Annotated in this window: 23 protein-coding genes; 14 read left to right on the top strand and 9 right to left on the bottom strand. The window is 45.5% G+C overall.

All coding sequences use genetic code 11. The features are described from left to right. The coding region (locus tag RIG66_RS15455; protein ID WP_446379469.1) for a transposase at positions 1–127 on the top strand (127 nt) is incomplete at its 5' end. Here RIG66_RS15455 and RIG66_RS15450 read toward each other — a convergent pair. Beyond that, a complete protein-coding gene (locus RIG66_RS15450) occupies positions 124–1,161 on the bottom strand; it encodes an nSTAND1 domain-containing NTPase (protein WP_446379465.1) in 1,038 nt (345 codons plus the stop codon). The genes RIG66_RS15455 and RIG66_RS15450 overlap by 4 nt on opposite strands. Positions 1,162–1,293: 132 nt before the next feature. Here RIG66_RS15450 and RIG66_RS15445 point away from each other — a divergent pair, with 132 nt between their 5' ends. Both RIG66_RS15445 and RIG66_RS15440 read left to right on the top strand, forming a co-directional pair. Continuing rightward, a complete protein-coding gene (locus RIG66_RS15445) occupies positions 1,294–1,734 on the top strand; it encodes a hypothetical protein (protein ID WP_446379463.1) in 441 nt (146 codons plus the stop codon). Positions 1,735–1,873: 139 nt separating this feature from the next. Continuing rightward, the gene (locus tag RIG66_RS15440) at positions 1,874–3,196 is read left to right on the top strand and encodes a hypothetical protein (protein ID WP_446379461.1); all 1,323 of its coding nucleotides are present in this window, start codon (positions 1,874–1,876) and stop codon (positions 3,194–3,196) included. Between the two features lie 179 nt (positions 3,197–3,375). Here the strand turns inward: RIG66_RS15440 and RIG66_RS15435 are convergent, their stop codons facing one another. Together RIG66_RS15435 and RIG66_RS15430 are read right to left on the bottom strand one after the other, a co-directional pair. Then, a complete protein-coding gene (locus tag RIG66_RS15435) occupies positions 3,376–3,675 on the bottom strand; it encodes a hypothetical protein (RefSeq protein ID WP_446379459.1) in 300 nt (99 codons plus the stop codon). A 123-nt stretch (positions 3,676–3,798) separates the two neighbouring features. Continuing rightward, entirely contained in the window at positions 3,799–4,638 is an 840-nt protein-coding gene (locus tag RIG66_RS15430; protein ID WP_446379457.1) for a prephenate/arogenate dehydrogenase, read from the bottom strand. A gap of 285 nt (positions 4,639–4,923) precedes the next feature. Between RIG66_RS15430 and RIG66_RS15425 the strand changes: the two genes are divergently transcribed. The 3 genes from RIG66_RS15425 to glmM all read left to right on the top strand — a co-directional run bounded on the left by RIG66_RS15425 (position 4,924) and on the right by glmM (position 8,363). Continuing rightward, positions 4,924–6,360, top strand: a complete 1,437-nt coding sequence (locus tag RIG66_RS15425; protein ID WP_446379455.1) for a pentapeptide repeat-containing protein — start codon at positions 4,924–4,926, stop codon at positions 6,358–6,360. 1 nt (position 6,361) lies between these two features. Then, positions 6,362–6,514 (top strand): hypothetical protein, encoded by a 153-nt coding sequence (locus RIG66_RS15420; RefSeq protein WP_446379453.1) that lies wholly within the window; start codon positions 6,362–6,364, stop codon positions 6,512–6,514. A gap of 385 nt (positions 6,515–6,899) precedes the next feature. Beyond that, positions 6,900–8,363: a phosphoglucosamine mutase gene (gene glmM / locus RIG66_RS15415; RefSeq protein WP_446379451.1), complete on the top strand. Its 1,464-nt coding sequence runs from the start codon at positions 6,900–6,902 to the stop codon at positions 8,361–8,363. Between the two features lie 121 nt (positions 8,364–8,484). On the opposite strand, the gene RIG66_RS15410 is transcribed toward glmM, so the two are convergent. Beyond that, complete coding sequence (locus RIG66_RS15410; RefSeq protein ID WP_446379449.1) at positions 8,485–8,619, bottom strand: hypothetical protein; 135 nt, start codon at positions 8,617–8,619, stop codon at positions 8,485–8,487. A gap of 32 nt (positions 8,620–8,651) precedes the next feature. On the opposite strand from RIG66_RS15410, the gene hpsL reads away from it, so the two are divergent. The 7 genes from hpsL to RIG66_RS15375 all read left to right on the top strand — a co-directional run bounded on the left by hpsL (position 8,652) and on the right by RIG66_RS15375 (position 16,858). Beyond that, complete coding sequence (gene hpsL, locus RIG66_RS15405) at positions 8,652–10,349, top strand: hormogonium polysaccharide biosynthesis protein HpsL (RefSeq protein WP_446379447.1); 1,698 nt, start codon at positions 8,652–8,654, stop codon at positions 10,347–10,349. A 130-nt stretch (positions 10,350–10,479) separates the two neighbouring features. Beyond that, a complete protein-coding gene (gene hpsN / locus RIG66_RS15400) occupies positions 10,480–11,472 on the top strand; it encodes a hormogonium polysaccharide biosynthesis glycosyltransferase HpsN (RefSeq protein ID WP_446379446.1) in 993 nt (330 codons plus the stop codon). A gap of 281 nt (positions 11,473–11,753) precedes the next feature. After that, positions 11,754–12,923 (top strand): hormogonium polysaccharide biosynthesis glycosyltransferase HpsO, encoded by a 1,170-nt coding sequence (hpsO, locus tag RIG66_RS15395; RefSeq protein ID WP_446379444.1) that lies wholly within the window; start codon positions 11,754–11,756, stop codon positions 12,921–12,923. Positions 12,924–13,152: 229 nt separating this feature from the next. After that, positions 13,153–14,382 (top strand): hormogonium polysaccharide biosynthesis glycosyltransferase HpsP, encoded by a 1,230-nt coding sequence (gene hpsP / locus RIG66_RS15390; RefSeq protein ID WP_446379467.1) that lies wholly within the window; start codon positions 13,153–13,155, stop codon positions 14,380–14,382. Positions 14,383–14,528: 146 nt separating this feature from the next. Beyond that, entirely contained in the window at positions 14,529–15,446 is a 918-nt protein-coding gene (locus RIG66_RS15385; RefSeq protein WP_446379442.1) for a hypothetical protein, read from the top strand. A gap of 466 nt (positions 15,447–15,912) precedes the next feature. Beyond that, the gene (locus RIG66_RS15380; protein ID WP_446379440.1) at positions 15,913–16,134 is read left to right on the top strand and encodes a hypothetical protein; all 222 of its coding nucleotides are present in this window, start codon (positions 15,913–15,915) and stop codon (positions 16,132–16,134) included. Between the two features lie 85 nt (positions 16,135–16,219). Next, the gene (locus RIG66_RS15375) at positions 16,220–16,858 is read left to right on the top strand and encodes a ThiF family adenylyltransferase (RefSeq protein ID WP_446379438.1); all 639 of its coding nucleotides are present in this window, start codon (positions 16,220–16,222) and stop codon (positions 16,856–16,858) included. Positions 16,859–16,984: 126 nt separating this feature from the next. Here the strand turns inward: RIG66_RS15375 and RIG66_RS15370 are convergent, their stop codons facing one another. The 5 genes from RIG66_RS15370 to RIG66_RS15350 all read right to left on the bottom strand — a co-directional run bounded on the left by RIG66_RS15370 (position 16,985) and on the right by RIG66_RS15350 (position 21,453). After that, positions 16,985–17,683, bottom strand: coding sequence for a sugar transferase (locus RIG66_RS15370; RefSeq protein WP_446379436.1), 699 nt, complete (start codon positions 17,681–17,683; stop codon positions 16,985–16,987). A 69-nt stretch (positions 17,684–17,752) separates the two neighbouring features. Beyond that, positions 17,753–17,977 (bottom strand): hypothetical protein, encoded by a 225-nt coding sequence (locus RIG66_RS15365; protein ID WP_446379434.1) that lies wholly within the window; start codon positions 17,975–17,977, stop codon positions 17,753–17,755. Positions 17,978–18,231: 254 nt separating this feature from the next. After that, positions 18,232–18,450: a hypothetical protein gene (locus RIG66_RS15360; RefSeq protein WP_446379432.1), complete on the bottom strand. Its 219-nt coding sequence runs from the start codon at positions 18,448–18,450 to the stop codon at positions 18,232–18,234. A gap of 144 nt (positions 18,451–18,594) precedes the next feature. Continuing rightward, a complete protein-coding gene (locus RIG66_RS15355) occupies positions 18,595–19,515 on the bottom strand; it encodes an XDD3 family exosortase-dependent surface protein (protein ID WP_446379430.1) in 921 nt (306 codons plus the stop codon). A 228-nt stretch (positions 19,516–19,743) separates the two neighbouring features. Next, positions 19,744–21,453, bottom strand: a complete 1,710-nt coding sequence (locus RIG66_RS15350) for a choice-of-anchor tandem repeat NxxGxxAF-containing protein (RefSeq protein WP_446379428.1) — start codon at positions 21,451–21,453, stop codon at positions 19,744–19,746. A gap of 406 nt (positions 21,454–21,859) precedes the next feature. On the opposite strand from RIG66_RS15350, the gene RIG66_RS15345 reads away from it, so the two are divergent. Continuing rightward, positions 21,860–23,182 carry an AAA-like domain-containing protein gene (locus tag RIG66_RS15345; RefSeq protein ID WP_446379426.1) on the top strand — a complete coding sequence of 441 codons (1,323 nt, stop codon included), beginning with the start codon at positions 21,860–21,862 and terminating at the stop codon, positions 23,180–23,182. Positions 23,183–23,526: the final 344 nt, after the last annotated feature.

The following is a 23,526-nucleotide window of genomic DNA, read 5'->3' as shown; positions in this document are numbered from 1 at the left end:
AGTAGTTGAAGGAGTTAACAATAAGCTGAAACTATTAAAACGGTGTGGATTTGGCTTCAGGAACTTTAATAATTTTACAATACGCGCTTTACTTCTGTGGCATTATCCTAACGGTTTAGCACACTAAGTACGGAAGACCCGCTTTTCCAGAGGCTTTTCTTGCGGCGCAAACGGTTCCAAATAAATCCAGTTATCGCTCCCAGGAATGTCCTGTCCCAGCTTGAGCTGATACAATAATCCTGCCCGTAATAAGGAAGACTTGCCACTACCCGACGCCCCCAAAACTGCCACGAAACGGTGTCCATCCTGAACTCGTCCAATCAGTTGCTGTGTTAACGCACTCCGCCCACAAAATACTGCTGCATCCTCTGGTTTCTGGGTAAAATAAGACAACGAACGATAAGGACAGGTATTCTCAAATCGTCTTTTCGGCGATGAAGTTGTCAGCAAAATTGCCTGGGAGGAATTCTCAATTAACGGGCGCTGGGATGTTTGCGCCATCCGCGTTTCAATAAAACCCTTTAACAGGTGACTGGTAACAATACCATTGGGGTAATTGTTCGGGTTTAATCCATCCAGTAGCGCAGTTGTCAATAAACCCTGTTGGTGGGGAATTTCCAAGCCTGGTTCGTAAGAACGAGTCGCGGTAATTAAGCAGAATGCTTTATTCGTTGGTTGAAACACCATCAATTCGCCGCTTAAACAGCAGTCGAGCCAAACAATCACCCGTTTAACCCGACTTTGTTGCAGTTGTTCCCCCAACCAACTTAAAGAAAGTCCATATTCTCCAATTTGAGGAAATACATCGCTAGTCGCCAAGAATACCTCATCCTTGCCATCAACAGTTTGACGCCACCCATGTCCGGAAAAGTAAAATAGCGCCGTGTCTGGTGGTTCGTTGGGAGGCGGCGGATTGAGGAGGTTGGAGAGTGCTTCTTGGAGTTCTGCTAATGTTACCATTCCGGTGGGATGGATACGTGCCTCCCCTTTTTGATTGGATTGTTGGGGTAAACACTGGACACGAAAAGGTTGATAGCCGTAGTCTCTCAGGTGTAGCGCAATATCTTCTGCATCCTTTGCTGCTACCGTAAGGTCATGCAGGGTAGTCATTTGAGGATAGCGATTAATCCCAACCACGAGGGCTTCCCATTCGGAAGTCATAGCACCAGAATTATAAAATTATGGGGAGGAGAGAGTACACCTTAATAACTTCATAAGTATATCAATTTCTTCCGGACAGTCTCGTTCACTCTCGATACCTTTTTTGTTTGGACAATAGCCATGAACACGTCGATGAACACAACCATCCTAGCATTCCTCCTTGCCCTGCAAGAGTTAGACACGTCCCTGAGTCAGTCAGAGAAGAAGACGTTAGCTGAGATTGCTGATCAACTCTATGTTAGACCCGAAGCGTGGGAAAGCTTTACTCAACCTCTTTTATTAAAAATGATTGCGGACAATGAGTCGTTAAATCAACACTACCACGTCTATAAATCCAAGCTTGATTCGCTGGAAAGCATACCAAGTGAACTCTTGCCGACTGTTACCGAAATCGAACAAATAAAAGATAGTGCGACGTTAGCGAATGCCAAAGGATTTAAATCTCAATCTGAAGCTACAGGTTACAACCAACAAATTAATAATGTCGTCATTGTGATCAGTCGGTCTGAATACCCCGAAGAAACGGTGAAAAAATTAAGCTTTACTGAAAAATTAAAGCAAATTTTAGGTTAAGTGCCAATAGTGGTTTACGCGGCGTTACAGCCAATGGTGCGTTACGCTGCGCTAACGCACCCTACAGATACAGATAGAAGCTATACGCGAGTTTTATTGTACTATATAATTTCTAAATAATTCAGTATTTTTACCGCTCATGAGAGAACTTGTTTACCCCACTCTCGATCTATTTTTGTATGATTTAAAGGAGGCGCTGAATACGACGGATGAAGCTAGCCGAATAAATCAAGAGATTTTCATCAAAAAATTGCCGCAAACTGTGGCAATTATTGACTCAGATCGGGAATCCGAATATCTAGAACTTCTTCCCCAAAAAACAGAAGACTTTAAAACTGATAAGGTAGAAGGTTACTATTATCCTGTCCGCCTTAATGATGTCTACGGCTTGCAAATTGACTGTTCAGTCAACAACCAAACAGAACCTCAACCCGTTGAATGCTTTAGCTGGTTAAAATCTGAAATTGAATCCCGATTAAACGAACAACCGATAACCCTAGGACAAGCGTGGCTGCTTTCGGGTTGGTTGCCAAAAGATTCTCCTCAAAATCCCAAAGACGTTGCCCAAGATTGTTATCAAGCATTCTGCAAAGATGGTAGTTGGCAGCGAGATTATCAAGGGGAAGGCACATTTTTGGGCGGCACAATTTTCTATCTCCGGCAACCGAACTATGCTTTCCGGGATTTAGCGGATTCTAATCACCATTTGCAGTTAGAGAACCGTCCCATCCTGATTGCTATTTATCCCCATTCAGAAAGCGCTAAAAGAGCGGCAGAGTTTTACCCCGATTGGATGGGATTATTTTGCTATTATACTAAAATTAATTGGGCTTATGCTCAAAGCCGTTTGATTAAAAAGAATATTTTTGATTATTACAAAAGGATTGAACGCGATCGTCAAACGATTACTCTTCCGAATCACAAGCCAATTGGTTATGAATTCACCGAATCTAAACTAAGTCTTGATAAGATTCAATACGATATCAAGCAATATAGCAGTGATGTCTTGGGACTAGCCTTTCAAAAACAAATCATCGATATCAATTTCACGAATTATCAAACTCGCCTAGAGATGATTAGACAAAGACTTGATGCCGATAGCCAGTTAGATTTTCTGAATAAATTTAGTGATTTAGTTGCCCCAAAATATATTGTGCAAATTGATAAAGATTCAGAAAATATGCAGCTTGGCTTTAAACTCCTAGAAGACGACATCAACGCCGTGCGAAGTCGGATCGAACTCACCAAAGCTGAACGCGATCGCAGCTTTCAAGAATTCGTCGCTATCGTCGGTGCTGGAGTAGCTGGAGCGTCTTTTGCTCCAGCCGATAAAAATTGTCAGCCGATTTTTTCCAAAACTGCTGTCATCTGTAAAGTTCCGGTTCTTTTTAGTCTGCTTGTCTTTGCAATTGTGGCTGGATTAACGTGGTTAATTAGGATACAATGGAAGCGATCGCCTTGACTAGCAGAATTTTCCTGAGACAAGGGGGTGAAACTATTGCCTATTCCCTATTCCCTATTCCCTATTCCCTATTCCCTATTCCCTATTCCCTATGATACCAAATCCGCCTTTATTACCCCCTTTTGCTACGGCGATTGAAATCGCTGCTACACAAACCTAGTCCGCCTACGCGGACTAGGTTAATCACACGTTCCGTTTAATCCTTTGGTTTCATCTACCGTAAAATCTACCCCAGAAAATAAATTAATCTGCTCCTGTAATTGTCGGCGTAAGTCAACTAATATGGGCGCTATGATTAGTTCTGAACGCGCCTTTTCACTATTACTGCCTAATGCGATTGGCAGGTTATAGTTAAGGATTTCTGCCAATAAGTTACTACTGGCTAATTCAGGAACATCGGCAAAAATATCACGTTTTTCTAAAGTCGCTAAGCCAAAGTCTTGTTTGGCTTTAGCTAAACTAAACTCGCTGTAGGACATAAGATAATGCTCAAGCTCTAATTTCTGCTGATCCGGCTTCTCTATCCATTGCCGTATTGACCCCACTCTGACTGTTCACGGCATCTTGTGAGGAAAACAGTGGGGAAGTTTTGAGTTTAGGGATTAGGAGAAAAATTGCGATCGCGCGGCTTGAGTGTCTTGCAGGTGCTGTTCTAAGCCTTGCCAGTCGCTTTGCTCAACCCGTTCAATCAATTCATCGAGACGGTGACGATAGGATAAGAGCGATCGCAATAAAAAGTCCCGGTTATAACGTGCCATCATCACCCCTAACTCTGGATTTCCGCCGCCTACCCGACTGGTATCGCGAAACCCGGAACTGGCTAATTTCTGCACTAACTCGAGGACAATCGGATCAGTTTCATCGATACAAGCATTAATTAGACTCGCACTCACCATCACAGGTAGGTGAGAAATCCAAGCCACGGCGCGATCATGATCCTGAGGACTACAGAAATAAACCCGATCAGTGAGCGATCGCACCAAATGCTCAACCTGTTTCACCGCATCGGTTGGCGTCGTATCCAGAGGTGTTAACACATAAGGACAATCAGTAAATAACCCCGATACCGCCGCCTCAATCCCATTCGATTCTCGACCTGCCATCGGATGTCCACCGACAAAATTATGCCACAGAGGGGTCACCGCTTCCACCACCGCCGTTTTCACCGAACCCACATCCGTGATAATCGCGTCAGGGGATAGATGGGGAATTAACGCCTGAAGCGTTGGCGCGATCGCAGAAATTGGCGTACAAATAAAAATAATATCAGACGCTGCCAAAAGGTTCATATTGACACTCGCGTCATCCACGACACCGAGTTCAATGGCTCTGTTGCAGGTATAGTCTTGGCGAGACACTCCCAAGACAGAATGACCTAATTTTCTCAAATCTAGTCCTAGGGAACCGCCAATGAGTCCAAGTCCAACAATCCCAATCTTCATGATCCCATGCCATCCACGCTAAGCTGATCAAATCCCATTTAAGTTTTAGGCAAAGCTGGAGTGAGAGAGTCTTAGCACCCTTCCCAAGTATCATCTATTGGATTAGGCTAGGCGCTACCCTTTACCAGTGAGAGAGGAAAAGCAAGACAAGGGAGAATGACTTTAACCGATCCCACTCAACTCTACCTTGACACTCTACTGGGAAACTTGCTCCGATAACAACACGGCTCGGTAGCGCTTTCCTTAAAAACGTATCCTCTGGCAGTTCAATTAAGGATAGCATTAATGAATGTGACGGCAATTCTCAAAAAATATGCGGCTGGCGTGAAAAACTTTTCCGGTGCAAACCTTGCCGAAGCCAATCTGAGTGGGATTAATCTCAGTGGAGCCGATTTAAGTGAAGCCAACTTAAGTGTAGCCAACCTCAGTGGTGCTTATTTAATTGGAACCAATTTAAGTCGAGCACGACTCAATGTAGCCAGACTCAGTGGTGCCAATCTTACCAAAGCCAACTTAACCAAAGCCAATCTCAACGTTGCCAATTTGATTCGAGCCGACTTGGGGGGAGCGCAACTGACTCAGGCGGCGATGATTCGGGCGGAACTAATTCGTGCCAAGTTAAGTGGTGCTAACCTCACAGAAGCCAACCTCAGTGGTGCAGATCTGCGAGAAGCCGCCCTCAGAGACGCCAAACTGCAACGGGCTAATCTGAGCGAAGCCAACCTACGTGGGGCGTTTGTCACCGGGGCAAATCTAGAAGGTGCCAATTTAAACGCCGCCGATTTGAGCCGTAGTGATCTGAGTAATAGCAATTTTCGACAGGCTGAATTCAAGCAAGCCAATCTCAGTTGCGCCAATTTAGCTGGTGCGGATCTCAGTGGTGCGAACTTGCGCTGGACTGACTTGAGTGGTGCTAATCTCAGTTGGGCAAATCTGAGTGAGGCTAAATTAAGCGGTGCGAATTTAACCGGGGCGGATTTGACTCATGCTAATTTGCTCAACACCAGTTTAGTCCATGCTGATCTGACCCAAGCGCGATTAATTCATGCCGATTGGATTGGGGCAGATTTAACTGGGGCAACTCTCACGGGAGCAAAATTGCATGGCGTGTCTCGTGTCGGTTTGAAAACCCAAGGTATTGTCTGCGAGTGGGTTGATTTGAGTCCAGAGGGCGATCACAGCCGGGTTATTAACCTTTCAAGCGAAGACGTATCCCACAAGTTTTTTAACGAAACCCTGCCCACCGTCACCATTATCATTGATGCCCCTTTAGATATAGCCGCGAATTTAGCCTTAGTCGGTGTTTATCATCAACTAGCGCAGATTTTTCCCGTTCTCAATACAGCCCCCAACGTGAACGTTGGCGTGCGGAAAACCTCTTTGACCTTCAGTGCCAGTAATTCTGAATTATTGATTATTGCTTACTTAGGCATTGTCCCATTCAACGATGCCACGATTACCCAGCAAAATATTATCACATTGCTCAAGAAGCTAGAAGATGGTGTTCGGGAAAAGTGGGGATTTACAACGTCCCAATCCATTCAAGAGTTCAAGCAAACCCTGAACCAAGGGATTGACCAGTCAAAAATGGCAGTGGATTTTAGGAAGTCGAGTCCTTTCTTCCAAGCTCCCACTCAAACCATCATCACAAACTCTCACAATCAAACCTGGACAGCTTACTACAATCCAGCCTTTGGCAAGCCGTTGATGAAGGGGGTGTAGGGTGTCGGGTGTCGGGTGTCGGGTGTCGGGTGTCGGTTGTAGGGTGTCGGATGTCGGGTGTCGGGTGTCGGGTGTCGGGTGTCGGGTGTCGGGTGTCGGGTGTCGGGTGTCGGGTGTCGGGTGTCGGGTGTCGGGTGTCGGGTGTAGGGTGTAGGGTGTAGGGTGTAGGGTGTAGGGTGTAGGGTGTCGGGTGTCGGGTGTCGGGTGTCGGGTGTCGGGTGTCGGGTGTCGGGTGTCGGGTGTCGGGTGTCGGGTGTCGGGTGTCGGGTGTCGGGTGTCGGGTGTAGGGTGTAGGGTGTAGGGTGTAGGGTGTAGGGTGTAGGGTGTAGGGTGTAGGGTGTCGGGTGTCGGGTGTCGGGTGTCGGGTGTCGGAGAGATGGGGGAGCAGAGGGAGCAGAGGGAGCAAATAACCAATGACAAATGACGAATGACGAATGACAAATGACAAATGACGAATGACAAATGACGAATGACTTATAACAACCATAGAAGAAAGTGTTATCCTCCACAGTATTGTGTTGTGTGAGGAAATTCAAGTTATGGTTACGTCTCCTGTCCGCCGTCAGGACTTCCATCGTTTTACCCCCAGACATCTATACAAATCTGCAACTCATGGAACGCTAACGGATTTATCGCTAACCCTGCCAAAGACTCCCCTATTTGGTACGGATGGCATTCGGGGACGAGTAGGAGAACTGCTTACGGCTGAATTAGCGCTACAAATTGGGTTTTGGGCAGGTCAGGTCTTACATTCGCAAGCCTCAGCATTGGGTCCAGTGATTGTTGGACAGGACTCGCGAAACTCCAGCGATATGTTGGCATCGGCGCTGAGTAAAGGCTTAAACTTAGCGGGATTGGAGGTTTGGAATATCGGGTTATGTCCAACGCCTGGGGTTGCTTATCTTACCCGTTTCTCAGAAGCCATGGGTGGAGTGATGATTTCTGCTAGTCATAATCCCCCAGAAGACAATGGGATTAAGTTTTTTAGCGCTCAAGGAACAAAACTGCCAGGGGAATTGCAGCAACAGATTGAGGCAGGTATCCGAGGTATAGTCGATACGGCTGTAGTTGCTCATACTCAAGGTCAGCATTATCACCGACCGGAATTAGTGGGACGTTATTTGGAATCATTACGGCGTCCCCTGCACTCTGTAACCCATTTACAGGGGATGAAAATCGTCCTGGATTTGGCGTGGGGGGCTTCGGTGAGGTTAGCGGAACAAGTCTTTTCTGAGTTGGGAGCAACGGTTATTTGCTTACATAATCAACCTGATGGCGATCGCATTAATGTTAATTGTGGCTCAACTCATTTAGCCTGTCTCCAGAAGGTGGTACGAGAACAGTCGGCTGATATGGGGTTTGCCTTTGATGGTGACGCGGATCGAGTGATGGCAGTTGATAGCCAAGGTCGAGTTATTGATGGTGATTATATTCTCTATTTCTGGGGACAAACGTTACGACAAAGGGATCAACTCCCAGATGATTTAATTGTTGCCACGGTTATGGCTAACTTGGGCTTTGAACGGGCATGGAAAGCCAGTGGCGGTAAACTGGTACGAACGGCTGTGGGTGATCAATATGTGCAAGCGGCAATGGATCGCAGTGGAGCTATGCTGGGTGGTGAACAATCAGGGCATATTCTTTGCTACCATTACGGCTTGACTGGCGATGGTATGTTAACGGCGCTGCATTTAGCCTCATTGGTACGTCAGTCGGGGGTTTCCTTGAAAACCTTAGTAGATCAAAGCTTCCAGACCTATCCCCAACTCCTGCAAAATGTGCGCGTCGAAAACCGCGATCGCCGTTTACATTGGCAAGACTGTCAACCCCTGATGGATGCAATTACCCAAGCTCAAACTGTGATGGCAGATCAAGGGCGAGTTTTAGTCCGAGCATCGGGAACCGAACCCGTCATTCGGGTGATGGTAGAAGCCGTTGAAGCGCAAATGGCGACGCACTGGACAGCTAAACTGGTTTCTGTTGTGGAAAAACATTTAGCATAGAAGGCTCCAAGGCAGGAGGCAGGGCAATACTGCTCACAAGGAACTCTCATTTAATTTTTTCTCCCAGACGTTCCACCGGAACGTCTCCCCCTGCTCCCCCTACCTAACCTGTCATGGGAGCTTATGGCTGAGACAGGGTGTAACCCGACACCCGACACCCGACACCCGACACCCCCACACCCCACACCCAACCCCACGTCTTTGATGCCTGAAAACTAAGGCTACCCCTGCACTCTGGCGTGTGGATGTGCCACAATCGAAAGGAATGGGCAACGTGACAGCTTTGCCATGGTTAAATCGAAATCAAAATCAAAATCAAAAAAATCGAAAACTTCAAAAAAAGGAAAAAAGCAGTCAAAGCAGTCTGAAGCCCCTCTCCTGAGTTTGAAGGAGCAGTTAGCCCAAAAGCGTAAAGCGCAAAAGCAGCGCCAAGAACTGATTCAATGGCTGTTCATGACGCTATTGCCGGGGATATTCCTAGGGGCGATCGCGAGTGTGGTTGCTGAACCAAAGATGGGTGTGATCGCCGGAGCCATCATACCTTGTTTTGGTCTGTCCTATAAATATCCCCGCAAGGCACTGTGGTTATTTCTCATTTATATGCCCTTTAGCGGCACTATAATTTATCAATTTTTCGGCGGCAATAACATACTTCAATTAGCCAAAGATGGATTGTATTTTCCTGCCCTACTTGGTTTATACCAACAGTGCCGACGCGAAAAGGAACCCTTCTTTGTTCCCCAAAGCCTGATGCCAACACTGAGTATTTGCTTGGTGTTTTCTTTGTTGACATTATTCTTTGTCAACGGCTTGCATTTGACGGGCAAGGAATCAGGACAACCCTTTATTCAAGGCATTTTTGGGTTGAAAATTTTACTGGGATACGCTCCGCTGATTTTTTGCGCTCAACATTTGCTCAAAAGTAAAAAGGATTTGCTATTTTGTAGCCGCTTGCATCTAGGTTTGGTAATTACTTGCTGTGTCCTAGGTCTCATCCAATACTCAATGCTTAAGAGCGGCAGGTGTGCTGGCACGGATCATCTCTCCGGAGTTGAGCTATTTAAGGCAAGCTTAGAGGCAAAGTGTTTTATTGGTGGCGCTTTGCTGTACAGTCCATCACAGAATATGATTCGCTTGCCAGGAACCTTTGTGTCTCCTTGGCACTGGGGTTGGTTCTTGATCGGCAATAGCGCATTGACATTTGCCGCTGCATTTAGCGATTCGTCTTTTTTGTGGCGGATTGGAGGTTTGGCAGGTATGGCACTGGTTTTTGTCAATGCGGTAATCTGCGGTCAGCGAATTGCCTTGGCTTTGGTTCCAGCTATTACGATACTTTTGTTGATCCTCACAGGTCAGATAACGAATCTCAAGCGGTTTATTCCAATAGGCGTGGGACTCGGCTTGCTGATTGCGATTGGTTTAGCCATGAATCCAGAACTGGTTCAGGAACGAATTGACAGTTTTAAGAGTCGTGCTGAGGCTTCACCACCACAAGCATTTATTCAAGAGCAATTTGAATGGGCGACTTATAACACTAAGGGATGGCTCGGTAATGGTTTAGGACGAGCTACAAATTCTACTCGCGCATTTGGGGATGTTTCACTGGTTGAAACCTATTATCCCAAACTTATCTTTGAAGTAGGTACTATCGGTACCCTAGCGTTTTTGGCGTTTGTGACTCACTTGACATTTACTACATTTAAAGCCAAACAGTCAGTTCGTGACAAAAATTTACGTAGTTTTGGCTCCAGTTATTGGGTTTTTGTTTTGATTATCAGTTATAACACCTATTGGTATCCTTTGGATACAGACCCCGTAGCAGTCTACTACTGGTTTTTTGCGGGGGTAATCCTAGCCTTACCTAAGATAGACCGACAGGAACTGCGAAAACAGAAACTTGTCGAACAACAGAATGAATCTGACGTACAAAGGAACGGTAAAAAAAAGGGTTCTAAACCACGAATTGCTACCCCAGCAGCCTCTTAGTGTATGAGGGGAAGCAGGGGGAGCAGGGGGAGCAGGGGAAGCAGGGGAAGCAGGGGAAGCAGGGGAAGCAGGGGGAGAGGATTACCAATGAACAATCAACAATCAACAATTACCCTTTCAAAAAATAGCCGTGAATGAGCCGTTAATTTCAGTCATTATTCCCACTTATGAACGCGAGGAACCCTTGCGAGATACGTTAGAAGATGTACTCAAGCAAGAGTATCCCGCTGTTGAGATTTTAGTGGTTGATCAAACACAAAATCACAAACCTGAAATCGAAGCCTATTTACAACAACTGGCGAATGACCAGAAAATTAAATGGTTTCGGGTGAACTGGGCGAGTTTACCGGGGGCGCGAAATTATGCCGTGCGACGGGCGACGGGTGAAATTATTGTATTTATCGATGATGATGTGAAAATGCCTGCTGGGTATTTGCAAGCCCACGCCCGGAACTATGAACGTCAGGAGGTTGGGGCGGTTGCGGGGCGAGTGTTTGACCGAATGAAGCTAGCCGATTCTCAGAAAAAACATCAAGGAGACTATGAAATTGAGGAGTTACCCCCTCAGGCGATGGACCCCGGAATTGCTTGGTATCACATTGACCTAGTGCATACGATTAAACCGCAGTGGGTGATTTCCGCCAGAGGCTGTAATATGTCCTACCGTCGGGAGATTTTTACCAAGCATGGGATATGGTTTGACGAACGATTTCGCGGGAGTGCGGTACGGGAAGAGTCAGATTTTTGTCTGCGATTGCGGCAAACGGGGTATCAGATTTGGTATGATCCCGATGCCTCTTTGGTGCATTTAGGCGAAGAGACTGGCGGTTGTCACGATATTAGTACGCGATCGCTAAAATACCAAGTCACGTTTTACCACAATCATTTTCTGATGGCGCTGAAAAACCTCACCCCCAGTCAGCAGGTACGCTTATTCGCCAAGCTTTTTGATTGTCACGTTCTCGGAAATCCACCCTGTAACAAGAGTGGTTCCCCTATTAAAATTGTTACTCGTGCAGGGTTCTACACTATCGGATTTATGGATGCACTGAAAACTCAAATCCAGTCCATTTGGGATCAGGGACAAGTTTATACCCAGTTGGATGAAAAAGTTGATGGTTGATTGGGGACGTTTTGACGCTTCGCGACTTTCAATTGGCATGGTTTGTAGGGGCGGGTTTAGGAACTCTCTTGTCGCGATTGATAGTAACCTTGGTACAAAACCCGCTGGTTTGTAGGGGCGGGTTTAGGGACTCTCTTGTCGCGATTGATAGTAACCTTAGTACAAAACCCGCCCTAACTCAGTGTTGAGATAACTCCCCCATCTGACACACCGAGCGAAGTCGAGGTGTCCCTCATCTCCCCCATCTCCCCTATTCCCTATTCCCTATTCCCTCTAAAAAAATGAAAATTCTAGTTGCCAGTCATACCTATATTGTTGATCTTAACTGCGAAAAGCTACGCGAACTCGCCAACTTAGAACCTGATATTGAAGTCACCGTAGTCGTACCCCGTCGCTGGCGTCCAGGGGGCGTACAAAATAAAATCATTGAAACCCAACCGCGTCAAGAGGGTTCATTTCGAGTCGTCCCTATCTCTAACTTTAGCCAAAACAACCAGGGATTACTCACCTTCGGCACGGATATACTTGCCTTATTGCGAGACTTTAAACCCCAGATTATTCAAGTTGAACAAGGTGCAAAAGCATTAGGATATGCCCAACTCATTGCCTTGAATCAACTTTTAGGGCTAAAGGCAAAAAATGTATTCTTTACCTGGTGGAATTTACCCTATCAAGTGAAGTTTCCTTTATCGATATTGCACGACTATAACCTTCAGAATACTCATGGACTGGTTGCGGGAAATCAGGATGCAGTGGAAGTTCTCCAGCAGCATGGTTATCAAGGGGCTTATACCGTTATGCCTCAATTAGGTGTGGATGAAAGTCGATTTCGTCCCCAAGCCCAGCCAGAGTTACAAAGTAAACTAGGACTTCAAGACGATGAGTTTGTCGTCGGATTTGTAGGGCGATTTGTTGAGGAAAAAGGGTTATTAACTCTAGGGGAAGCCTTAGCAGGGATCAAGGATCATCAGTGGAAGTGGTTACTGTTAGGACGGGGTTCTCTGCAAACTGTGTTAATGAAAAAGGCGGTGGAATGGGGAATTAAAGACCGAATGATTTGGGTGGAGAGTGTTCCTCATGATGAAGTGCCAAATTATATTAATTTGATGAATGTTTTGGTTCTACCTTCTGAGACGACGTACAAGTTTAAAACGTTAACGGCGGCGGGATGGAAGGAACAGTTTGGTCATGTTTTGATTGAGGCGATGGCATCGAAAGTGCCTGTGATTGGGTCGGATTCGGGGGAAATTCCGAATGTGATTGGGGATGCGGGTTTGGTGTTTTCGGAGGGGAATGTAGAAGCGTTACGCGGCAAGTTGATATCGCTGATGGAACAGCCGGAGTTGGCGAATCAGTTGGCTGAGTTGGGGTATGAACGGGCAATGAGGCAGTATACGAATAAGGCTTTGGCGCGGCAGTTGTTGGATTTTTATCAGAGACTTATTGAATGATGAGAGGGGGTATCGAAATTATGTTTTTTTAACGCAGAGAACGCAGAGGTTTACGCAGAGAGACGCAGAGGGGATTATAGGATTGGGACTTGATTTTTATAGGATTTGGAAATAATTGGCGATGATATGATGTGGGTTTCTTTTTAAGGGAGTGAGTATGACGAATGACCAATGAAAAATGACGAATGACAAATGACGAATGACAAATGACAAATGACAAATGACAAAAATGCGAATTTTACAAATTGTCCCTTCAATTTCGCTGGTTTATGGGGGTCCGAGTCAAATGGTACTGGGGCTTTCTAAAGCGCTAGCGAATCAAGGGGTAGATGTTACGATATTGACCACTGATAGTAATGGGGATTTTGGTCAACCACCACTGGATGTTCCTTTAGATAAACCTGTTCCCCAGGATGGTTATCAGGTGCGATATTTCCGGTGTTCTCCATTCCGGCGTTATAAGTTTTCCCTAGATTTATTACGCTGGTTGTGGCAACATGCAGGGGAATTTGATCTGGCGCATATTCACGCCCTGTTTTCTCCCGTGAGTACGGCTGCTGCGACAGTCGCCCGAAAACGAAATTTATCCTATATTCTGCGTCCCTTGGGTACACTTGATCCGGCGGATTTACAGAAGAAGCGGCGATTAAAACAAGTGTATGTTGGCTTGTGGGAAGGCGCTAATTTAGCTGGGGCGGCGAGGATTCATTTTACCAGTGAACAAGAGGCGAAGATTTCTCAACGGTTTGGTACAAATGCGCCAGATATTGTGATTCCGTTGGGGGTTACGCCTCCGGAGGCGTTGCAGTCAAATGGAGTAGATAGGGGAGATGAGGAAGATGGGGAAGATGGGGAAGATAGGGAAGAATTTCCTAGTTACCAATCACCAATCACTAATCACCAATCACCAATCCTATTATTTATGTCTAGAATTGACCCGAAGAAAGGACTGGATTTATTGATTCCGGCTTTAGAAACACTTTTAGCTGAAAAGTTAGGGTTTCAGTTTATCTTAGCGGGTGCGAATCCCCAAGATCCAGAGTATGAACGTAAAATCCAACAACAGATACAGGCGTCGCCGCTATCATCTCATACGACAATTACAGGGTTTGTTGAGGGAGAAGTAAAAGCGGCGTTGCTTCAAAAGGCAGATTTATTTGTTTTACCCTCTTATTATGAAAACTTTGGCATTGCTGTCGCCGAAGCGATGGTGGCGGGAACTCCTGTGGTAATTTCAGATCAGGTGCATATTTGCCCAGAGGTGAAGGGGGCGGAGGCGGGATGGGTTTGTGGGTGTGATGTAGCGTCGTTGACGCAAACGTTACGGGAAGCATTAAGGGATGCTGGGGAACAAAAACGGCGTGGAGTCAATGCTAGAGATTATGCCCTACAGCATTATAGTTGGGATGCGATCGCGCAGACTATGATTGAGGCATATCAAAACATAATTAATAATTGATAATTGATGTACAGTCGGGGCGGGTGTAGGGTGCGTTAGCGGAGCGTAACGCACCATTTCAAAAGCTAGTAGTGAAACCCGCCCCTACACAATCTTACCCATCTCCCGATAACTGATAACTGACACCTGACAACTGATAACTGACGATGGCAGACATTGATAATCTCCTCAACCAAATCGCCGCCCAAGAAACCCAACTTCAGGATACCGAGTTTCTTGCTCCCTGTGTTCAAGGGGGAAAGGTTCGCACGTCAGTGGCTAATCTGATTTATACGTTTACTCCTCAACCGCCTGACTTTGAAGGGTGGGGTATTTTTCGTCCTGTGGATGAGAAAACGGCTGAGGTAGTAGAAGAGGCGAGTTTACCTCAATTAGCGGAGTATCTGAAGCTACTTAAACCCCTGCGTTTGCGATTGGCTTATCCGTTGCGTTTATTAACGTGGTTAGCCTATCCCATCAATGAATCGGATATGCAGCAACGTTTGGGTATGGTTAAACCTGTACCTGTACATCTAGTTAGCGAAGGCGCTGCATTTGAACCGATTATCGCCCGTTTTGATGGTACGGCGTTTTGGTTTGATGAAATAGATAGACGCGCTGAACCTCAACCGACTGAACAGTTACGAGAACAGTTAGAACACGTTACTCTACCGGATCAGGTGCGGTTTGCGGGAATGACACCGGAAATGCTAACGGTTTATGAGTTGGTATTGCAACAAACACCTGCTTATCAAGAAAGAGAACAACATCGCCGTCAAGCGAGAGAAGCAGGGAGAGCAGAGGGAGCAGAGGGAGCTGGGGGAGCTGGGGGAGCTGGGGAAGCTGAGCGAACCGATGAACAACGGTTGCGGGATGCGTTACAGATGGGAGGTGGGAGATTGCGGACATTTCGCGATCGCGGCGAGTTTTGGCAAGTGGAATGGACGACTCGTGATGGGGAACGTCATACTTCTGCGATCGCGAAGGGGGATTTGACGGTGATGAGTTCGGGAATCTGTCTTTCTGGTGGCGATCGCGACTTTGATTTACAATCCCTCGTTGGTGTAATCGAAGCCCGATTCTAGAACAGCTAGCGTAGGGTTTATGAATGCTGTCCCCTGCACTAGAGGCTGCTGAATAAGTGTTGTGGTGAAGGGGAGCGGGGGAAGCTGGGGAAGCCCATGTAGAGACGTGCCATGGCACGTCTGGGAGCTGGGGAAGCAAGGGTACATTTTCCCTGAGCAAGGTGATGCCATACTTATGAAGGATTCTATCCGATTCCCTTGAAGAAAACCCTCTGTAAATAAAGCTCAAAGTATTGATAGTTAAGGATTTTGGCTTTGTGCAGCAAGTCCTACACTAAACAATGTAAACAAGCGTCAAATTCTGACTGTTCTCTGTTCCCCGTTCCCCATCTCAACCGTCAACTTTAATTTTATCCCCCTACTGACCAACATTTCTTTACGAAGATTTCAAGAAACTACCCCTGAATCTTGACTACAATCTAGTTATCGTCTACCCCAATCTCTCTATTAAACCCAGAGACATAAGATGCTGACAAAAAAAGCGCACCAGAGAAAAATCAGTAACTCGTTGGATTTTAGTCAACTCTTTGCTCAAAGCATGAAAAAGGGTCAAATCAGTCACTCTGACTGGTATGAATTGCTGATCACACCGATGGATAACGCCTTTACCTCAGATCATGAGGAGGCGGTGACTCGATTAATCTATGGGGTGCGACATGGCTTTGTTAAAGTCATTGAGAACGGTTAGTTGTTTTAAACTAGCCATTAGCTATGTCGCGATACGTCCGGCGGACACGCTTCGCGAACGCGGTGATTGCCCAATTGTATTACTAATGTCTATTTTCTTTCACGAAAACCTCTATCGAACACCCGCCCTGATGACACGGTTGCAGGAGTTTCCGGTAACCGTATGCGGGGCTGGGGCGCTGGGGGCAAATCTGACCGAAAACCTGGCGCGTTCTGGATTTGGCAGGTTACGGGTAATCGATCGCGATCGCATCGAGGAACGCAATCTTTCTACTCAACCCTATTACAAATCTGATATTGGTGCCTATAAAACTAAGATATTGACAAATACGCTCTATCGTGCATTAGGTGTCACTGTCGATGGGCGTGCCAAAGAACTAACGGCGGACAACTGTTCTCAATTACTTCGGGATAGTCAGTTAGTGATTGATACCTTTGACAATAGTGTCGCCCGTCAAGCGGTGAAAGACTATTGTCAACAAGTGCAGATTCCCTGTTTGCATGTGGGATTGGCAAGTGACTATGCGGAAATCATTTGGAACGATAATTATCGCGTTCCCTCACCAGTCAATGATGATATTTGTGATTATCCCTTAGCCCGAAATTTAGTTATGCTGGCGGTGGCGGTTGCTTGTGAGGTGATTATTACCTTTATCGCCACTGAAAAGCAACAAAATTTCACGATTACGTTAGCCGATTTAGCGGTAAAACCTTTGAATCCGTAGGGGTTGCTGAATAAGTATTGTGGTAAGGTTAGAGAGCAGGGGAAGCAATGTAGAGACGCGCCATGGCGCGTCTGGGAGCAGGGGAAGCAATGGGACTTTACATCTATACCTTCTGCCTTCTGTTCGTTAGCAGGCACCGAGTCGGGCAAAAACAACGGAAATTGTTTTCCAAATAATCATTAAATCATACCCAGGATGCCATTGTTTCTGATAATTTAAATCAAGAGCAACCACCGCCTCAAAATCCTGTACCTGCGATCGCCCCTTGACTTGCCATTCGCCTGTGATCCCCGGTTTTACGTTTAATCGCTGCCAATGGTGGGGGTTGTAATGGATTACTTCATCGTGGGTAGGCGGACGAGTGCCAACTAAACTCATGTCTCCGATTAAGACGTTCCAAAATTGCGGAAATTCGTCTAAGCTAGTTCCGCGCAGAAAACGCCCCACACGGGTGATGCGGGGGTCATTGTCATTCTTAAACAGGTGTCCTTGGACTTGATTGGGAACTTGGGATTTTAGGGCATCCGCTTGGGGAATCATTGAGCGTAATTTCCAAATTTTGAAGGGTTTTCCATAAAGTCCGTGGCGGGTTTGACTATAGAAAATATCGCCGGGACTATCGAGTTTAATGGCAATGGCGATGGGTAGAAAAAGAACCCCGAAAATCAGAAGTCCGATTAGAGAGCCTATAATATCGATGCAGCGTTTAGAAATGGAATAGGTTGAAGGATGAAGCGAAAAAATTACTGTCTGATTATTGAAGAGTGATGGCTGATGGATGTAGTCTTCATCGCAACGGTTGGGGTTAAGGGTAAATGCAGTCATTGGACTTGTTCCTTCAATTCAGATAACTTGAGAGGTAATCGTGATTGATGTGATTGATACTCCGGTTGGTCAAAAATTCTGAAGCTGTTCTTGGCGTTCTAATAGTTCTAGGTAAGAGATGGGAATGACTAGGGGCCACAGGATAGCGGCAAGAAGTAAAAACATGAGCGAGTGAAATTGGGCTTTGGGAGAGAGGTTTTCCTCACGTTGTAAAAAGCCTAGCCATCGCGTGAAGAAAAGCGGTAGCATGACTAGGTAAAAGAGGATTAATCCGATGAAAATGATGTTCCACATAAGTTTCCTGGATGGGTTGACAGTGAATTGACTTTCTAACTATTACTCTGGGTTCATTCCTCCCATTTACGCACATAGTCAGGATTTTGTAACAAACCTTTACAAAGTTAATCGCCAACTCTGTATTCAGTGGATCGCCAGCTTGGGCAATCTGGATAAAATTCAGGCAAAAATGTAGTAAAAAGTACAGAAAATTAGGTTTTATTCTGTAATAGTTCGTCCTTCATCGTTCCTGTTTCCTGTTCCCTTCTTATCTATCGGGGTTGTGCTGCACAGGGGAGAGTCGGGCGAGATGGGCAAATATTCCGAGCGGGTTGATTGGCTGTCTGTTCCGTCTCATGCTGAAAATTAAACGGTGTGCTTGGACTGAAAATAGTTGGTGTTAGTTGCGGAATACGGACTGTATTGAGTCCAGCACTAACTACTTCAATTATAGCGATAGATAAGGTTTGAATCCGTCTTGAGGTTGCCATAAAACCTGCTTCCAAAGCTTGCTATTGACAGATGTAAAATGTTGAGCATTTAAGCAATGAGTGAAGTCGCGATACATCCGGCGGACACGCTTCGCGAACGCACTCTTATCTGCCAATAGCTGTAACCTTTGCGGCGTCTGATTTTTACGCCGAGTAACGCTTGCGGAGATGATTGACGCCAATCATTAAGCCGAGGGCGGCTAAACCCAAGCCAGCAGAGGGTTCAGGGACGGATGTACAGTAACCGCGATCGCAAATCCCTGATTTATCGAATTTGAGAGCGATCGTATGTTCACCATCAAAGCGATTTAAGTCATAGCCAGCCGCGAGTAATTCTGACTCAGACAGATACATAAGACTGGTGATAAATTCACCGGAACCCATCGTATTTAAGCTTTGAGATTGGTCAAAATAGGACGTATCAGCAGGTAAATCTCCCAGACTTGGACTACAGTCAGCACCTTGGCAAAAGTCATTCACTCGTTGGTTGTAATCTGTGAGACTACTAAACCCACTATTAATATCTGTGGTACTAATAGCGGCGACATTGCCATAAAGACCAAGATTAGGGACTAACGAATCATTAGTTCCGGCAAAACGTACCCCGAATAAATCTCCTTGATTATTCGCCGTGGTGAAATCTTGATCGGTAAAATTGAAGAACAAATCCCCCCACCCAATATTTCCATCCTCAGCACTGGTGCCATCAACACCTGTTAATGACATATTGGCATTAATCGCCACAAAAATGCTGTCCTCCGTTTCCTTAAGCGCTAAACTGTGAATTTCATAGGGATTACCACTACCACCAACTTGCAATCCATCCACACCATCATTAAACGAATCAACCGCATATTGCCATCCTGATTCATCGACTGAATTTTTATCAACTTGGAGGGCAATACCATCGTTGATACATTCAGTAAACGTATCAACCGTCGTATCTTCATTGAGAGCAAACGTAGCAGCTTGAGCGGATTCGCTTGTGGCAAATAGCAAACCCCATAGGGTGGCGATAGAGATGATTGGAGCAGAAATAGAAAGTTTTGCGGTATAGTTCAACATTGTTTTCTCCTTCAAGGTTTCAGATTTTGTTAGTTATTTGTTTGTGCCTTTACCTATAAATAACTCTAGCCAAGCTTCAATAGGTATAGATCAATGTCACTGACTGGTAAGCCGGTGGGTTGAGCGAAGCCGAAACCCACCCTACGGTATATCTGTCAAAAAAACATTGGCAGGGGCGGGTTTAATTACATCTGGGTGCAACCGATAAGATAGTTGTAAAATCCGCCCCTACACCTGCCGTGATTTCCGCCTACGCAGTAATACAACACCTGAACCAAAGGTCAACAAACTGAATACAGAAACGGGTTCAGGCACGTTCTGACTGTCTTCCTCCACGAGTGCGTGCATATCGAAACTCGCGGTATCTGTATCAAAGTCTAGTTTAATTGGGAACGCTGTGGGATTGGTGGGATCAACATCAAGTCCGGTAATCGTAAACTCAGAAACACCACCACCCAAAAGCGAGACAAAATTGATACTGTCTCCGGGTATAAATTCACCCAGATTTGTATCTCCTACAGATACAGTGAAGGGATTTTCAAAGCCAACCGGGAAGTTTAAAATTGAGGTAAATAAAGAATTTTCGGTCATTTCGTAGCGGAAACCATAGGCAGATGGTGGGTCGTACCATTTTCCGCCAATCACGTCAATAAATCGGAACACTCCATCCAATGTACTATCAGGAAGCAAAGGATTAAATTGGGAGTCAGCGATGTTATTGGCGCGGTAAATTCCTTCTGTGCCATCTTCCATTTTTGCCCAGAAGACAATCTCATTATCATCACTCAGGCTTTGCCGATCCATGGCTAAATCAACTACAGTGGAACCGAATAAGGTATCGCCAATGCCAATAACTTTATCCTCGACTGCATTACTGCCCACAAAGATACCTTTACCCTGGTTGCTAAAGACGCTAGACTCTTCAACGACCTGATTTGCCATAAATGCAACCAGTCCTTTATTATTGATAGAACTGGTACCAACATTATAGAATGTATCGGGTGTTTCTAACTCATCATAATTGTTCCCGGCAATCAATTCACCATTAATGCCATTCGTCTTAAAAATGACTTGACCTGCACCATTATTATGAGCAAAGGCTGATACTTCTCCTTGGTCATTTATGTTGGCTTCCCGATATGAACCATTCCAAAAGTTAGTGAGATCGGAAATAATCAGATAGTTGCCATTTTCATCCCCTGTAAACACACCGTAGTGACTCACAAAGCTAACCATTCCCTGATTATTAATGTCAGGTGCAAGAGGATCAAGCATACTACTGGAGAGAGGACATTGTTGCTCGGATGAGCCAGCACCTATACAGTTGGTAATTTGGATCGTTTTATTACCATCACTGGTAAATATTTCTTGCGCTCCACTATCGAGATTGGCAAGAAAGGCAACCGTGCCATTATCGTTGAGAGATAATCCAGGGGCAAAGCTACTATAGGTTCCGCTTGTATGGGCAATTTGTTGAGTGTTACTGACACCATTACTGGTAAAGATGCCTTGACCACCAGAATCGACATCAGCAAAAAAGGCGACAGTGCCATCATTATTAAGGGATAGTCCCTGACCAAAACTGCTAAATATAGAGTAAGATTTGTTGTCAACAATGATTTCTGGGGCGCTGACACCCGTACCAACATAGATTCCTTGGTCTCCTGACTTGAGTTCGGCAAAAAAGACGACTTGACCATTATTGTTAATTGCCAGTCCTTTGCCGTTTTGATAGTTGGAGTCATTGGACAACTTATAGCCGCTATTGCCGCCTGCGGTACCGAGTCCTGATCCGAGGCTGGTAAAGGAACTGAATGAATCGCTAGTTTCTACTATTGGGCTAAAGTTGAAGCTAAAGGCTGAGGCTTTACCACTACTGAGTAGGCTGAGAGATAGTCCAACTACGGTAAGAGAAAGAATTGGCTTGAATTTCAGCATAATCGTACTCCTGAAAATTCTGAGAGAGTTGAGATAACTGGAAAATAGGTCTGATCGATCAGATGGTTGTATTTTGCTTATAAGTCTATTAAATCGGTTTATTTTGAATTTGAACCCACAGCTATCTATCAGATAGAATTGTGAGGGTTTGTTGGAAACCTATCAAAAGGCATCAAAAGCTATCAGAAGGTATCAATATTAGTGATGAATTCTTTGTTAATCGTTTCGCTGTCTTCGCTATAAACGTTTGCATCGTTGACTCAAGTCCCATTTATTTTAATCGTTGGATTATAAGTGATATCCTAGTGGAATAGAGTCAGGGTGCGTTACGCTACCTTTCGGGAATGCTGCGCGAATGCTAACACATCCGACAATTTTGCTGACTATTGAATACCTCTAACTGTTTATGTCGTGGGATACATTTTTACAACAAATTGCAGATTATCAGGGTATATTTGATGCCGATGAGAGACAGGTGTTCTGTCTCCGCTTTGCGGAACGCAATTTGGCAAAACTTGATGCCAAAATTGCTGACAATTTACATATCAGTGAGGCGACGCTGCAACGACGAATGGGGCGAATTTATGCGACATTTGCCCATTCTTGTCCGGCGCTGAATACGGAGAAAAAGGGGAAATTTAAGCGCTTGCGAGACTGGTTAAAGCGGGAGTATGTGCGATATCAGCAGCATGGAGAACAACTGAGGAATCCAGAGACAGATTCCCGTGCGATCGCGTCTCCTCTTTGCCAAGATAGTTATAGTGAACCGGGGATTCTACCTACCTGTTACCGGGAAATCCTGAAGCCGGGATGTTTGCTGCGGATTAAAGCGCCGTGGAAGATGGGGAAAACCGAGTTGATGTCACGGGTGTTGAATTATGCGGCGGATCAGGGTTATCGCGCAGTGAGTTTGAATCTGCGGGATGCAACGGCGACGGATTTTCAAGATTTGAATCGATTTCTGCAATGGTTCTGTACCAGTGTGACGCTGAGTCTGAACCAAGACTCATTGTCAGAAAATCCAGTGGCTGAACATTGGCAGCGGAGTATTGGCAATAGTAAGAATAAGTGTAAGACGTATTTTGAAAAGCATCTGTTACCGGGAGACAGTTGTCTGGTTTTGGGGTTAGATGAAGTGGATCGAATTTTTCCCTATCCAGAAATCGCGGGGGAGTTTTTAGGGATGCTGCGAACGCGACATGAGGATGCGAAAACGCGCCCAATTTGGGGTAAGTTGCGTCAGGTTTTAGTGTATACGGAAGATTATCGCGAACTTGATATTAATCAGTCGCCATTTAATACGGGACTTCCGATCGCGTTACCGGAATTGAGTCGGGAACAGGTGCAAGAGTTGGCGCAACATTATGGATTAGATTGGCAAGGGGATCAGGTGAATCGGTTAATGGCGATGGTGGGGGGACAGCCTTATTTGGTGCAAGAGGCGATTAAGCAAATTGGACAAAATTTGGTCACATTGGAGGAGGTGTTGGTAATGGCGGCGACTCCGAGGGGAATTTATCGGGATTATTTGCTTATGTATGAACAAAAGTTACATCAATTGCCGGAGTTAGTGGCGGTGTTTAATCAGGTTGTTGGTGTTAATCATCCGGTAAGATTGCATCCAGAGGTGGCGGATGTTTTGGAGAATTTGGGGTTGGTACGGTGGGAAGGGGATGGTGTTAGTCCTCGTTATGAATTATTTCGTCAGTATTTTGGCAGTCGGATTTAATCGGGGGGTTAGGGGTTGTTTGATTGGATTCTGTGGGGAGAGAGGTTGTGGTTTTTTAACGCAGAGGAACGCAGAGGTTTACGCAGAGGAACGCAGAGGGGTTGAGTGGATGGGTTGCCAAGTTTTAGGGGGGTGGAGATGGGCTTGGGTTCGATAGTTAGGATTAGATGACAAATGGCAAATGACGAATGACAAATGGCAAATGACGAATGACTAATGACTAATGACTAATGACTAATGACTAATGACTAATGACTAATGACTAATGACTAATGACTAATGACTAATGACTAATGACTAATGACTAATGACTAATGACTAATGACTAATGACTAATGACTAAT

This window comes from Coleofasciculus sp. E2-BRE-01 (genome assembly GCF_040221695.1).
GTDB lineage: Bacteria > Cyanobacteriota > Cyanobacteriia > Cyanobacteriales > Coleofasciculaceae > Coleofasciculus.
The sequence above is the reverse complement of the archived record's forward strand: the minus strand, read 5'-3'. Positions and strand labels throughout refer to the sequence as shown.